At 45.9% G+C, this 13,555-nt stretch carries 15 protein-coding genes; 8 read left to right on the forward strand and 7 right to left on the reverse strand.

The annotated features are described in order from the left end of the window. Positions 1–29 precede the first annotated feature (29 nt). Complete coding sequence (gene lptF / locus B9G69_RS11255; protein WP_265437743.1) at positions 30–1,136, reverse strand: LPS export ABC transporter permease LptF; 1,107 nt, start codon at positions 1,134–1,136, stop codon at positions 30–32. A 97-nt stretch (positions 1,137–1,233) separates the two neighbouring features. Between lptF and B9G69_RS11260 the strand changes: the two genes are divergently transcribed. The 3 genes from B9G69_RS11260 (at position 1,234) to B9G69_RS11270 (ending at position 3,733) form a co-directional block, all read left to right on the forward strand. After that, positions 1,234–2,256 (forward strand): hypothetical protein, encoded by a 1,023-nt coding sequence (locus tag B9G69_RS11260; RefSeq protein WP_088614966.1) that lies wholly within the window; start codon positions 1,234–1,236, stop codon positions 2,254–2,256. Between the two features lie 79 nt (positions 2,257–2,335). After that, entirely contained in the window at positions 2,336–2,662 is a 327-nt protein-coding gene (trxA, locus tag B9G69_RS11265) for a thioredoxin (RefSeq protein ID WP_088614965.1), read from the forward strand. Positions 2,663–3,010: 348 nt separating this feature from the next. Continuing rightward, positions 3,011–3,733, forward strand: a complete 723-nt coding sequence (locus B9G69_RS11270; protein ID WP_088614964.1) for a hypothetical protein — start codon at positions 3,011–3,013, stop codon at positions 3,731–3,733. A 76-nt stretch (positions 3,734–3,809) separates the two neighbouring features. On the opposite strand, the gene B9G69_RS11275 is transcribed toward B9G69_RS11270, so the two are convergent. Next, positions 3,810–4,538: a lytic transglycosylase domain-containing protein gene (locus B9G69_RS11275; RefSeq protein ID WP_088614963.1), complete on the reverse strand. Its 729-nt coding sequence runs from the start codon at positions 4,536–4,538 to the stop codon at positions 3,810–3,812. A gap of 701 nt (positions 4,539–5,239) precedes the next feature. Between B9G69_RS11275 and B9G69_RS11280 the strand changes: the two genes are divergently transcribed. Both B9G69_RS11280 and B9G69_RS11285 read left to right on the forward strand, forming a co-directional pair. Continuing rightward, positions 5,240–5,626: a hypothetical protein gene (locus B9G69_RS11280; RefSeq protein ID WP_088614962.1), complete on the forward strand. Its 387-nt coding sequence runs from the start codon at positions 5,240–5,242 to the stop codon at positions 5,624–5,626. Positions 5,627–5,743: 117 nt separating this feature from the next. Continuing rightward, positions 5,744–6,127: a hypothetical protein gene (locus tag B9G69_RS11285; protein WP_088614961.1), complete on the forward strand. Its 384-nt coding sequence runs from the start codon at positions 5,744–5,746 to the stop codon at positions 6,125–6,127. 59 nt (positions 6,128–6,186) lie between these two features. Here B9G69_RS11285 and B9G69_RS11290 read toward each other — a convergent pair whose 3' ends face one another. Then, entirely contained in the window at positions 6,187–6,510 is a 324-nt protein-coding gene (locus B9G69_RS11290; protein WP_265437744.1) for a MoaD/ThiS family protein, read from the reverse strand. Positions 6,511–6,641: 131 nt separating this feature from the next. Here B9G69_RS11290 and B9G69_RS11295 point away from each other — a divergent pair, with 131 nt between their 5' ends. After that, on the forward strand, positions 6,642–6,878 hold the full coding sequence (locus tag B9G69_RS11295) for a hypothetical protein (RefSeq protein WP_088614959.1): 237 nt from the start codon (positions 6,642–6,644) through the stop codon (positions 6,876–6,878). 78 nt (positions 6,879–6,956) lie between these two features. Here the strand turns inward: B9G69_RS11295 and rodA are convergent, their stop codons facing one another. From rodA to mreC, 4 genes are read right to left on the reverse strand one after another with little or no spacing between them, the layout of a single operon-like run. Then, the gene (rodA, locus tag B9G69_RS11300) at positions 6,957–8,081 is read right to left on the reverse strand and encodes a rod shape-determining protein RodA (protein ID WP_088614958.1); all 1,125 of its coding nucleotides are present in this window, start codon (positions 8,079–8,081) and stop codon (positions 6,957–6,959) included. Between the two features lie 2 nt (positions 8,082–8,083). Next, entirely contained in the window at positions 8,084–10,078 is a 1,995-nt protein-coding gene (gene mrdA / locus B9G69_RS11305; protein WP_088614957.1) for a penicillin-binding protein 2, read from the reverse strand. Further along, positions 10,075–10,611, reverse strand: a complete 537-nt coding sequence (locus B9G69_RS11310) for a hypothetical protein (protein WP_088614956.1) — start codon at positions 10,609–10,611, stop codon at positions 10,075–10,077. Before B9G69_RS11310 ends, mrdA begins: the two co-directional genes overlap by 4 nt. Then, on the reverse strand, positions 10,611–11,642 hold the full coding sequence (mreC, locus tag B9G69_RS11315) for a rod shape-determining protein MreC (RefSeq protein WP_265437745.1): 1,032 nt from the start codon (positions 11,640–11,642) through the stop codon (positions 10,611–10,613). The genes B9G69_RS11310 and mreC overlap by 1 nt, the downstream gene beginning before the upstream one ends. 165 nt (positions 11,643–11,807) lie before the next feature. Here mreC and B9G69_RS11320 point away from each other — a divergent pair, with 165 nt between their 5' ends. Continuing rightward, positions 11,808–12,842 (forward strand): SurA N-terminal domain-containing protein, encoded by a 1,035-nt coding sequence (locus tag B9G69_RS11320; protein ID WP_254916820.1) that lies wholly within the window; start codon positions 11,808–11,810, stop codon positions 12,840–12,842. Between the two features lie 3 nt (positions 12,843–12,845). Further along, positions 12,846–13,484: a hypothetical protein gene (locus B9G69_RS11325; protein WP_088614954.1), complete on the forward strand. Its 639-nt coding sequence runs from the start codon at positions 12,846–12,848 to the stop codon at positions 13,482–13,484. The last annotated feature ends 71 nt before the right edge of the window (positions 13,485–13,555 follow it).

Genomic DNA, 13,555 nt, shown 5'->3' on the forward strand with positions numbered 1-13,555 from the left:
CCCCAACCTTCAGCGAAATCTCACTCTTCTTAATTCCAGTTTTTTCTTAATGTACGAATAGCGAAGCCACCGAATATTAAGTTCGGTGCCCAGATAGCTAGTGCTGCTGGCAATGTACCATTGCGTGCAGCACCTTCCGCAGCGAGATAAAGAACCCAGTAAACGATGATGATCCCAATACACAGAATCATACCGCCGGCCTTCGCAGCTCGACGATTTGTCGTTGTCCCTAATCCCACTCCGATCAACGCAAAGACGACACAGAGAATAGAAATAGCCCAACGCTTATGAAGTTCTGTCTCCATGATACGACGTTCTTCAGGATCTTTGATTTCGCCGTTTAAGCGATTGCGAACCTCGTCCAAGGTTAATGAGGGTGGAGACTTCGCTCGCTCTTCATGTGTGTCGGGTTCAGAAAAATGCACGTCATAAGTATTAAAACTAATCTTGGTATGCGTTTGAGTCTGGCGATGAATTTCACCATTTTGAAGGCGAAGAAGGACTTCCTGACCAGGACGATCGGGATCGGGCAGCAGGCTTCCTTCCTTAGCGATCACGGTTAACGGAACGTCGCCATTTTTTTCGTCATAGATAAAAACTTTGCGAAGCTTGCCGTTTTTAGAGTCCACTTCATTCGCATAAACAACCATGTCAAAGAAACCCTCTGCGAAAGTCCCTTCCTTGATGACGGCTGTGGCTTTGGTATTTGCCAGGCGTGTGAACAGGACTTCGAATTGACGATTCCCCCAGGGAGCTATCACAAACGACATTTGTGCAGACACAACGCCGATGATTAAAGCCAAAATAATAGCTGGCATTAACAGCGTTCCCATAGCTAGGCCAGATGCTTTCATAGCGACGATTTCAGAATCCTGACTCAGTCGACCGTAGGTCAATAAAACCGAAAACAAAAGTGCCATAGGAAACAAAACTGGCAGCAGGGAGATGATGACGTAACCTACGATCTCCGCAATGGTTTTTAAAGCCACTCCGTGAACCAGAGCGAACTCTGTCAGGCGTAACACTTGGAACATCAGGATGATTGATACGAAGACCAAAAGACCCAGGATGAAACTAGGAAGCATCTCAAAGAAAATGTACTGAACGGCTTTTTTGCCACGAAAGATACTGAACATGCGGTCCATTGTAGTCGGGGAGAAATAGTAAGTCATCGCGCCTATCGTCCAGTCTGCGATTTGACCCGGGGACGACCTTATCTGACAATAGAGGGATATGAGCAAGATTCTTCTGGTGTATGAGGACTATGCCGACCTCATGAGCGTCGAATCCACTTTGAAAAAAGTAGGCTTTGACGTTATCGGTCTGTCGAGTGAATACGCCGTATCCGATCAAATCATTAGCTTTAACCCCGATGTGGTTATTGGTGCCGGAAAAGGTGCCAAAGTCTCCTCGTTGGGTGTTGGGAAGCGCCTTAAAGAGATGTCGCGATGGAGCGGGAAATCAGTGCTTATTTTTCCAGCGGGATTCAAGCCATCTCCTCAGGATTTGATCAAACTTCGCGTCGATATGATTCTGGAAGCTCCCGTGGCTCCGCTTCGAATCGTCCAAGTGCTTGCAAAGCTTTTAGGGCAGGACGAAGGCGCGTTGCTGGAAAAGCTTAATAAAGCTATTCACCTAGAAAGCCCCGGTGCAAAACCTGTTTCGCCAGCCGCTGCGCAAGGTAAATTCAATACTGAAAATGAAGCCATTTTCGTTAAGGGAAGCTCTTCGGATGAAAGCGAAGAGGGACCTGCGGGCGTGGGCTTTAATCTTGATAATGAACCTCCAGGTGAAGGTGCGGAGTTTAACCTCTCCACGGAGCGAGAGGTGGAAACGCCGCGCTTTAAAATAGGCGCGAAATTTCAAACAGCCGATGTGGAGCCTGAGACAGAAAAGGCCGACGAAGTCGCCTTCCCGGATGTCGATTTAAAGGCTTTGGAGAGAGAACTTCTTGGCGGCGGAGCGCCAGAGGTAGAAAAAGTAGAAAACGTTCCAGCACCTGCTCCAGCAGAAGTGAAGGAACAAGCCCCTTCCAAGGCGCGTCAGGAGCTGCAAAAGGCCACGGCTAAGCTCGCGGAACGAATGAAAAAATACACTGATTTGGTGTCTGATGTGAAGGTGGCTCCAAATAGTACTATCACCCGCGTGGAATCTCGAAAACGGCAGCTAGACATCGCGTCACAGTGGGACAGGGAAAGCATCAACGATCTCGATAAGTTGCGCCAAGAGTTCACAAAGGCCATGTTTAAAAAGTAATTGATCCTTTGGGGACCTTGACTATATCTTTTCCGTATTCAAATTAAGTGTGGTAATTTGTTCTAATACGGAGGCCTCTATGGGCGTAAATACAACAGCAGTAACAGACGGTTCTTTTGAAGCAGAAGTTTTGAATTCTTCTACTCCAGTTCTTGTGGATTTTTGGGCAGAGTGGTGCGGTCCTTGCCGTGCATTGGCTCCAAAATTGGAAGAAGTTGCAACAGAGTTGTCTGGCAAAGTTAAAATCGTAAAAGTAAATGTCGATGAAAATCCAGGAACACCTTCTAAGTACGGTATTCGCGGAATTCCAGCGATGTTGTTGTTCAAAGGCGGCAGCGAAGTGGGCCAACTGGTTGGTAATCACCCTAAAGATGCTATCGTAGATTTCTTGACGAAAAATACGTAAGCCGACGCTTGTTTGTTTAAAAAAGTTAAAATTTAGAAGAGGGAGCTTTTTCAAGCTCCCTCTTTTTTTTTATTCTGATTTTTTCCACACCGATACCATACGGTCTGTGCAGAACTGCAAACACAGGCAGCGGATGGAAACTGTCTGTTCGCACTTATACTTGAGATGGGGCCATAAAACCCTGCTACCTTGAACTTTCTCACGTTTAAAAATGCTATCCCATGATGGATAAATGCTCCTGGAAGCCACTTCAGAGTAGGGTTTTCTTTAGCTTTCACCTTTGTTAGATTGTTTGCTTTACTGATTATTCATGATAGAAATGAAGTCAGGTCCCTGGAGACCTGTACTATGCTAGAAAATGTAATGAATGAAAATTTGAACGTTGTTGTAGATCCAGCTAAGGATTTGTATCGTAAATCTTTAATGGAATTTCATTCTCTTCTTGAGCGTCCACGCTCACTGAAGGGGAATTACCCTGGCTTTGCGTTTGACCGTCTTCCTAAAGAACTCCAAGGTCCCTGTGCCGACATGTTGGCAGAGTGGGTTGAGTTCTTTGAAATGCACGTGGCTGACGCTCGCATCTCTGACAAGCAATTCTTGTGGAGATTCATGAGTCGCTTCCGCTTTAAAACTCATCCGGATTTTTTCGCGTCTGTGGATGATGATACAAGCTTTGAAGTTTACAATATTGAAGGTCACCAAACATTCCGTAGTATTTCTTTGATGGACTGCTGCAGTTATTCTTTGGATGAGTTGGTTTCAATTCCTTGGTTTGAATTATTCCGTCGGGATCAAAGCATCACCGACAAATATCTTTCCTATCAAAACAAGTTAATCGACGGAACTCTGGAGCATACGAATCTTGATGGCATCATCGAGACTCACAAAGTGCACGAGATCTTTGGTTTTGATAAATTGGTTCTGACGATGAAGCCTCTGTACTTGTCGCCGATGTATGATATGGACGGCAATATGGTGGGGGTCATCAGTGCTGTTAAGATCCTAGATCACCACAGCAGCCTTGATGAAACCCATGAACGAATTCGTACAGAGATGTCGGCCGTTAAATAAAACAAGCAAATCATAAATTATTAAAAAAAAAGCCCCTGGTTTCCCAGGGGCTTTTTAGTTTTGATTCAATTCAATCTTAGTTAGCCGCAACTGCCGTCGTAGGAGATTCTGTCGTCGCAAGGTTCGCATAAAAGTCTTTATAGTTTTTCATCACGCGGCCGTTGTATTCAACTGGCTCGACGTTTTGAGCAACCAAGCGGCGAACATTTTTAGGGCCCATGTTGTATGCGCTGACGTATTTGTTGGCTTTACCTGGAAACTGCTTACGAAGATAGTCCATGTAAGCGGCACCGATGCGGATATTTGCCACTGGATTCGTCAGAGTTTTCTTACCTTTCCACGCAATACCGTATTTGTTTGCGATCCACTCTGCTGTATCTGGTTTGATTTGCATCAACCCGATTTCGCCAAAGCTTCCCACAGTCAGTGGATTGAACGAGCTCTCCGTTTTTACGATTGCCATAACAAACACGGGATCCAAGTTGTACTTGTCAGATTCCGCGATGATAGTGCTGGAAATATCGCCAGCGCGGTTTTTCCATTGTGGTTCAAGGTAACCTTGAACCTTTTTATAGATCATCAAATTAAGAGCCACACGGCCTTCAATTTTTTGAGCAGCAGAGCCTTTGTAGCGTCCACCCAGCAATTCTTTAGCGTGGGCAACACGTGAAGCCTCGTTCACTGTTTCGATCACTGGCAGCTTTAAGATCTTGCTCCAGTTCACGTATTCAAAGTTATTAAACAGAACCATCATTAGAGTGGCGGTGACTAAAGCGAGTGTCGAATTGAGATGTTTCGTTTTCATTTCCCGTCCTCCTGTTGACTAGGTACTAGTGCAGGGGGCGGGCCAACGAGCTAACTGTTTAGAATTGTTTAAGTCTTTTTCTGAGCCGTATATCAGATGGAACGTGGACGAATGTGAGGTAGGCAGTGTCAACCAATCTCTAGACAGTGTCAGATCATTAGTTATCCAAAACGGCGCACTTTCTCACTCTGACACGTTGTTGTTGGGACACCGATCGTCGTCTCAAATGAGGGCTTGTCTGCTGCCTGCCCGCAGCTTCGTCGACACGCCATCCTTGGCTCACCGTCGCCGCCTTTGGCGGTTCGCGCATCCTGCGCCGACGGAGGTCGACTGCGTGCGGGCATGCATCAGCCTATCCCTCATTTGAGACGACGATCGGTGCACGACATTTAGTTGCAGACTGGCTTGTTCGCTTTGCGAACTCGCAGGGAGATGGGGACTGGCTTGTTCGCTTTGGCGAACTCGCAGGGAGATGGGGAATGGCTTGTTCGCTTTGGCGAACTCGCGGGGGAGACGGGGAGTGGCTTGTTCGCTTGGCGAACTTGCCTGGATGAAACGCGATAGGTGCCTGGCGGTTTTTTATAGAAGCATTGCAGCACCCGCAGCGGTTACTGAGTGCGTCGGAGCGAGGCTGCTTAGTTTTAAGCTGGCCATGAATCATGGATGGCGTTTCAATGTTTATAGAACCAAGGAGATGGCCTATGAAATCTGTTTTAGTTGCTTCGCTTTTATTGATCGCAAATTCTGCGCACGCTTCTTTTCTTTGTACTAGTAAAGAGGTTCGCGAGGACGGGCAGCCTGCTTATGGTATGCATGTGCATGAGGCGCGCGAGACCACATCCACGCACATTGCGATTTGGAAGACTGGTAAATACTCGACGCCTTATCAGTTTGAATGCGTGCGGGAGTCAATGGACTATGACAACGGCCGTACTTCAGAATACAAATGTGCTAAGAGCGACGATAAAACTCTTCAAGTATTTTCTCAATTAACGGGAGAGAAAATCACGGCAACAGCTGATTTGAAGTCAGTTTCTGAAGGGCAGTTGATTCTTTCCAGTATGAACTGTAAGCCAGTTGAGGATTAGCATTAGTCACATTTGTTAAATCCTTGGGTGAATTTTACGTGTGGACAGTGTGGGTATGGATTTTTTAAAGACTCCAAGCTATCTCTGTTCACACTTTTAAAACTCCAGGAGAACACTATGAAATCGGTATTGGTTGCTTCCCTTTTATTGTTCGCAACTTCAGCTCAAGCTTCTTTTCTTTGCACAAGTAAAGAAGTTCGCGATGACGGAAAACCCGCTTACGGTATGACTGTTAACGAATTTGAAACAGTTAACACTCACGTGCAAATCGCGATCTGGGCAACTGGACACGCATCTCAAGCCGATCAATTTGAATGTATTCGTGAATCTATGGAGTACGGCAACGGTCGCACGGCCCAATATAAATGCGAAGCAAATGGCGACAAAACTCTTCAAGTATATGCTCAACGTTCTGGCGCAAAAATCACCGCAACTGCAGATTTGAAATCCTCTGCGGGTCAGTTCTTGCTTTCTAATATGTTGTGCAAAACTATCGAATAGTTATTTGAAAACTAGCCTACTTAAAAAAAAGCTGCCTTCTTTCGAAGGCGGCTTTTTTTTTATCCTGCTAAGAACCGTGCGGACTCTTTAAGCGTAGGGGTTTCCGAACTCCTACCTGCTTCAGAACCTAGGTCAGAACCCACATCGATTTCTTCAAAGCGGGGGAAGACACTGACGCGATCACCTTCCTTCAACCGATCTTGGATGGATGCACTTTCGCCATTTACCAAAATCAGCCCCATCGCCGAGATGGGCACATTAAGAGACTCGATCACTTCCTGCAACGTCGTCAGCTGGAAGCACTGAAATGTGATCTCACGATTTTTATAAATCGATGGCAAATACTCATTCAAATCATCATGCAGCCGAATATGCGCTTTCACCGAGGCTCTTTTCGTGGGTGCTTTTATCGTACAGCGATTGAATGCCCGTCGCGAGGCCAGTGCTAAAACGCACTTTTCAGATTGTGAGTAAAGAATAGGTTAGACTTAAAAAATCACATGGGAGGTATCACATGCCTAAACAACAAGTGCCCACGGATTTTAATTTCTCTGGTTTTGAAAACGAGTCGGACTTTGAGGAGCCTTATCAATCTTCCCAGTTCGAGTCCCCTGGGTTGATCGTGAATCCAAATCGTAAAGAAGGCAGCACTAAGATTGATGACTGGAACAGTCCTGTGAGCGGCCCCACCGGTCAGCTTTCGGAAGTGATCGACAGCGAAGGCCATCGAGTCCGTATTAACCATTATTGATACGGAGAGCTGCAAAAAATCGGCAGGCACCTTTTCGCAAAAAAAAGGCTTCGGTATTCCGAAGCCTTTTGATTTTTTCTAAAATAAGTATCTGCGGTAAGCGACGGAGGAGACGAGTCCTAGGCCGGCCATGGTGGTTAGCATGCTTGATCCCCCGTAGGAGAGAAGCGGCAACGGAACACCTACGATGGGTAACAATCCGATAACCATCCCCATATTCACGAACATATGCCAGAAGACGTAACAGAGGACCCCGACGGTGAGGAGGGCTCCGAACTTGTCCCTCGCATTCATCGCGATTCTTATTCCTGTTATAAACAGATAACAAAACAGACCCATCACCAAAATCGAACCAACGAAACCATGCTCTTCCGATAACACGGAGTAAATAAAGTCCGTGTGACGCTCTGGAAGGAATTCAAGTTGGGACTGTGTCCCTTTCATAAAGCCTTTACCAAAGAAGCGACCCGAACCCACCGCGATCTTAGATTGAATCGAGTTGTAACCAGTTCCGCGCGGGTCATTTGTCGGTGAGAGGAACGTCAAGACACGATTTTTTTGGTAATCATGCAAGACGAATTTCCAAGCCAGTGGCAACGCAACGATGCCTGCTGCGATGGCCGTCACGACAATCCAACGTTTTACTTTCGTAAATAAAACCATCGATCCGCCGATGGCAGCTAACATCATCGCAGTTCCCAGATCGGGTTGTTCAACAACCAAAACAAATGGAACACCTAAAACGAACAGTGGGCCGACCATTTCTTTAAAGCCCATACCCTGACCATGTGTGCTTTTCGTCGAAAGGATTTTCGCCATTAACATGATCAAAGCCAGCTTCATGGTCTCTGAAGGTTGGTAACGGAAGAATCCAAGGTCGATCCAACGTTGCGCCCCCAAGGCGATTTTACCAAAGAAAGTCACGTAAAGGATGGCGCCCAGATTCAGCACATAAATAATCAGCGCGATGCGAGTGACGATAGCATAATCCAGGATCGTCATGACCAAGAATACAGTCCAACCCACAACCAACCACATGATTTGAGAGATGAACAAGTTCGATACATCGATGGAGCTTGGGCCGTGAGTCGCACTGTAAAGATTGATCAAGCCGATGATGTTTAATCCCAGGATGACTACGATAAAATTGATATCCAGCTTTTTGAAGAGCGTTCTCTCTTCAACGTGCAATGAATTAAACACGATTATTCTCCCTCACTCGTAGTCGCAGCTTCGACTTTCTTTTTCACGCCTTTGTTTTTGATCGCATTGGCAATGATATCTGGATGGTATTTTTGGAAGTAAGCATTGTAAATGTCGCGTGCGATGGGAACACCACCAGTGTTACCGTGACACGAGTGCTCGGCCAAAATTGCAACAACGATCTCTGGATTTTCAGCCGGAGCATAAGAAACGAACCAGCCGTGATGTCGCATGTGCATCGGACGAGCCGTACAGCTTGCGTGAATCTGATCTGCAGAGAATCCCATGACCTGGGCTGTTCCTGTTTTACCAGCGAATTCAACCCCTGGGACTTTCCAATAGCGGGCAGTACCCTTGTTACCATTCGCCACCAAGCGCATACCTTCTTTAACGACTTTGAAAGTTTCCGGAGTGATTTTGATGCCGTTTGGCTGTGGCTGTTGTAAATCACGCACCACTTGCGGGAAGTTTTCGCGAAGCACTTTGCCATCTTGATCTAAGATCTTACGGATGATGAAAGGCTTCACAACCTTACCTTCCGTGGCGATAGCGTTGTAAGCAATTGCCATGGAGATCGGAGTCACCGTTACGAAACCTTGACCGATTGCTGTCGACAAGTTTTCCCCGGGTTGCCATTCTTCGCCCACAGTGGCTTTCTTCCATGCAGAGTTCGGCATAATACCGGACACTTCACGAGAAAGCTCGATACCCGTTTTCTGACCGATACCCATTGGATAGATATAGTCGTACATTTTATCTACACCCAATGCGATACCCATTTTATAGAAGAACACGTTCGAAGATTCTTCGATGGCTTGATAAACCGTGATGTTACCGTGACCCTGTTTCAAGGCATCATGGTAAGGACGACGACCGAAATAGAACACACCCGGAGCGGCCACGATGGTTGATGGAGTTATAACTTTCTCACTCAATGCAGCTACGGCTACCAATGGTTTAAATGTTGAACCCGGCGGGTTGTGATCTTGAATGATCTTATTACGCAGCGGTTTGAACGGATCGTTGATCAAGCGCGACCAAGTTTGTGGCGAAATACCTGTCGAGAATTCATTCGGGTCAAAGGATGGAGCAGACACCCACGCCAAAACTTCGCCGTTTGTTTTCATCACCATGATGCCGCCGATATGACCGCGGTTATCAACGCCAGTGACATTAAAGGCTTTGTAAGCAGCTTCTTGGATATCGCGATCGATCGTTAGAACCGCGTTGTTTCCATGCACTGGAACTTGATCGCGAATTTGTTCGCCATAAATATTCGGAGTTTGTGTGACAGCCTCGCGACCGTGGGCATCGACCTGGATGAAGGAGATACCATCAGTTCCACGAATATCGCGTTCCAATGTTTCTTCCAAACCAGATTTACCAACGATGTCACCTTGATCGAACTTCAAGAAACCCTTGTAAAGGTCGTTAAAGATAGGAATTTGACGTTTCGAGATTTCGCCGACATAGCCGTATAACTGCGCGCCGTTTTCTTTCAGTGGATAGTAACGAACGATAGATTCACGAATCTCAAGTCCCGGAGTATCCAGGCGAACTCGTTTCAAACGGAATACTTCCTCGCGGCTTAAATTCTCTTTCAAACGAATTTGCGCGAAAGGACCATTCTGTTTGCGGCTCTTTTGAACCTTTTGAACGACTTTTTCTGGCTCCATGCCTAAAATCGGACCAATAGTTCCTGCTAAGGCTTGAAGATCCTCAATATATTGGGGCGTTAGTAAAACCTCAAAGCCCGGAAGATTTTCAACCAAAACTTTGCCATCACGGTCCAACATCAAACCACGGGGAGCAGTGATTTTATTTTGCTTGATACGATTTTTCTCGGAGAACTCGCGAAGCTCGTTACCGGAGATGATTTGCAAATACCACAAACGCATCGTGAAGATACTGAACGTGAAAGCGATCAATATATAGAACAGTCTGTAGCGGCTTTGATATTCCTTAGCCTCATCCGGATTGCTGACGTACGTACTCATAGATCAAATCCTCCAGGCTCGTGAACAAGTTCGTCCTGAGTGACTTTGTCGATTCTTGCCAGCACAAAATACATAAGGAAGGCAAAGGTTGGTGTCAGAATGATTTGCACCAAACGATCAACGATTTCAAAACTTGCAGGGTTTCTTTCCATCACTAAAGACAGGAAGAAATAAATAAGGTGATAAGCGACCGCGGAAAAACCACACATAATAGTATAGTAACCAGCACCACTCCAGAAGACGCGGCTTTTGATCCCGTAAACCAAGATGAACAAAATCAAAAGCGAGAACAGCATCATCTTAAGGGGCATGGCTGTAAAGATCAGCAAAATCGCTCCCATTGCATAGATCATAAAAATTGCCGGGAAGGGTTTGCGATAAAGAGTCATATAGACAATCAAATTCAACCACAATAGCGGAGCCGGGACGTTGCCAAAGAATTGAAACCACAAAGTGGATTGAATTCCAGCAGCTACCAGCAGGGCCGCTAAGAAAATTAAAAAGTTTAAAGTCGCATTCCAGCGGATTTTCACTATGGATTCTCCTGTGGTTTAGCTGCTGGGGGTGCTTTAGGCGCTTCTTTAGGTGTCGTTTTTGGCGCTACAGATGCCGCCGGAGTCGCAGTCGGTGATGCGGCCGGTGTTGTGCCTGGTTTTACCAAAGTAGGTGTCGCTGCTGGATGCGCTTGATTGACTGGAGGAGCATCTGTTCCTGGAGTTGCATTAGGGACAACACCATCAGCGGCAGCTGCTTGCGGAGCGTACTTATCGCCGAAGTCCTCTTTAGAAGAATCAACAATGATGAACACTTCTTCAACTTTGTAAGGGTCTACAACGGGGCGCAAATCTACTTTCAAGGAAACAGAGAAGGTTTTTCTTTCAACGGATTCAACGATCGCAACTGGGAAGCCTTTCGGGAAGATATTGTCCAAACCGCCTGTTACCACCAGGTCGCCTTCTTTAACGTCTTCCGTACGCTCTACGTATTTCAGAGCACAGCTTGTTTGTGATTTACCTTCAACGATACCGTGAGCACGTGTTCTTTGAACGATACCGTCAACGACCGCATAACGATCTGTGATCAACATCACGTGAGCTGTGAAGGGCTCTGGTTTAAAGATGTAACCTAAAACACCCGAAGTTGTGATCACGGCCATTCCGGCCTTCAAACCATCCTGTGTTCCTTTATTGATGGTCACTGTGTTGTGATCAATCACCAAGTCACGGCCGATAACTTGGGCCGAAGTCAGTTTCATTTTTGTTTGCGTTTTAAATTCCAACAAACCGCGCAGGCGGGTGTTTTCAATTTCAAGCTCGTTCATCGATTGCAAACGGCTTTGCAATTCGTTGTTGGTGCTATGAAGTTCTTCACTTTTCTTTTTGATATCAATCAAGTTTACGTACATCGCCGTCGTATCCTTGACCCCGCTGCTGAAACCATAAAAAGTTTCGGACACAGCGCTGCCTAACATGCTAAATGGTTTTACCAACCAGTGAGATTCTTGAGGACGTTGCTGCATGTTGATGGAAATGAGTGGCAAAGCCAAAACGATTCCGATGAGCACAAGTTTTTTGAGATCAAAGTTGAAAAAGTTCAAATGTCACCTACCTAATACTTTCCAACGCTATCAAAAGAGTTAAGGAATTCAACAATTTCCCCTTGAAAAAAATAAAAATTCGTAAGGTAATGAAGCCGCTTGTTTGGAAGCTTTGTTTCAGGAAGGAATTTTATGAGCGAAAATATGGCAGATAAAATGAAAAGAAAGCTGAACGCTAAGAGTGTCACAGCGATCATTCTTTTCGGTGCGATCATTCTTACTTTCGTATTTATGGACGTGGGTGCAAAGATGGGCATGAGCGTGGGCTCGGTGGCTCGTGTGAACAACGCGTTGATCTCCGTAGGTGATTTCCAAAGAGAAGAAACCCGTGTTTCCGAATACTATAAAAGCATCTTTGGCAGTCAGATGGATTTTAGCTCTCAGCGTCAACTCCTTCGCCAGCAAGCGATTGAGAACTTAATCCGCAATGAACTTGTGGCACAAGCTGCACATTCCGAAGGCATTTTGGCAACAGACAGAGAGTTGGCTGATTTCTTAACCAAAGATATCCCACAGTTCCAAACTAATGGCGTTTTCCAAAAGGAAATCTACAGAAACTTCCTGGAAGGAAACCGTTTCACTGCCGGCGACTTTGAAAGTAAAATGAAGAAAGACATCACGAATGTTCGTGCGCGTCACTTATTTGAAATCGTGAACCGCACTTCTCAAGCTGAAGCAAATAAAATGCAAGAGCTTCGCGGTGGTAAAATCAACGTGTCTTTCGTGAAAATTGAAGAAGATGCTTTGATCAAAGCGATGACTAAGGAAAAAGCCGAAGCTGCCATCAAAGCTCTGGATGAAGCTTTGACGAAAGGCGATGAAGCCGCTGTGAATGCACAGCTTAAAGAAATGAAAGCCGGTTGGGAAGAGACTGGTTTGGTGGAATTGGGCGCAGATCAGTTCCCAAAAATCACTAGCAAAGTGGCGACTGAATCTGTCTTCGAACTGACGAAAGCTCAACCCCTGTTGAAGCGCCTGGTTCGTGACGGAAACTCCAAATACGTTTTGAAACTTAAAGAAGTAAAAATGGAAGGCGGAAAAGCACTTGAGCCGATGACTCTTGAAATGGCGCAAAAACGCCGTGGTGATGGTATGTTCGAAGCTTGGGTCAACCAATTCCGTAAGAACTCTCACCTGACAATGAACAAACAAGTATTGGAAATGTAATCCGTGCTTCAGTTTGTACGCGAAATTTCTATTTCAATCGTACTTCAAACAGCCTCGTCCGCAAGACGGGGCTTTTTGTTTAAGTTGGCAGCGGGGTTCTCGAAAGAGATCAATCCGCTGTCGGGAATGAGTGTGAACTTAGTTTTGGTCGATCAATGGTTGGCCGAACTTAAAAGTGACCTGGAGCACACCGTATTTGAATCCGAATCCGATAGTTTGAGTCATGCCTTCGCCGAAATTTTGGCGGTGACAAGACTGAACCTAACGGGAAACGCCGTCGAAGAGGACGCTGAACTTATCAGTTTAGATTTCCGCGAAGAGCGCGGCTGGGGTTTTGCCTGGAACCATTTGCAATCTCCGGTAGAGATGCTGGTTAAGCACTCTCATTATTTAGAAGGTTTCCTAGCTGTTCCTGAGGACGCATCTTTGTGCAAGGTTGAATTCGTGTGGTTAAGAACGCAAGACTGCGAAACTGATTTTGCTCACGAAGGCTTTAAGATCTTAAAGAATCTCGCAGCGAAAAACTTTGAAGAACTGCAATCCAAACTCGCTTTGCACCAAGGCGGGGAGCTCGACAGTGACAGCTTCTTGGCTGAAATTCACATCCACAATCTGTCTAAAGGCTACTCCCTGACTCTGTAAAAGGTTTCCTGTGGACGAATTCTTTTCCTTTAAAACGTCTATATTCCGTATAAACATATTGTTAACGTCCT

It is taken from the genome of Bdellovibrio sp. SKB1291214 (genome assembly GCF_002209355.2).
In the GTDB taxonomy this organism is placed as follows: domain Bacteria; phylum Bdellovibrionota; class Bdellovibrionia; order Bdellovibrionales; family Bdellovibrionaceae; genus Bdellovibrio.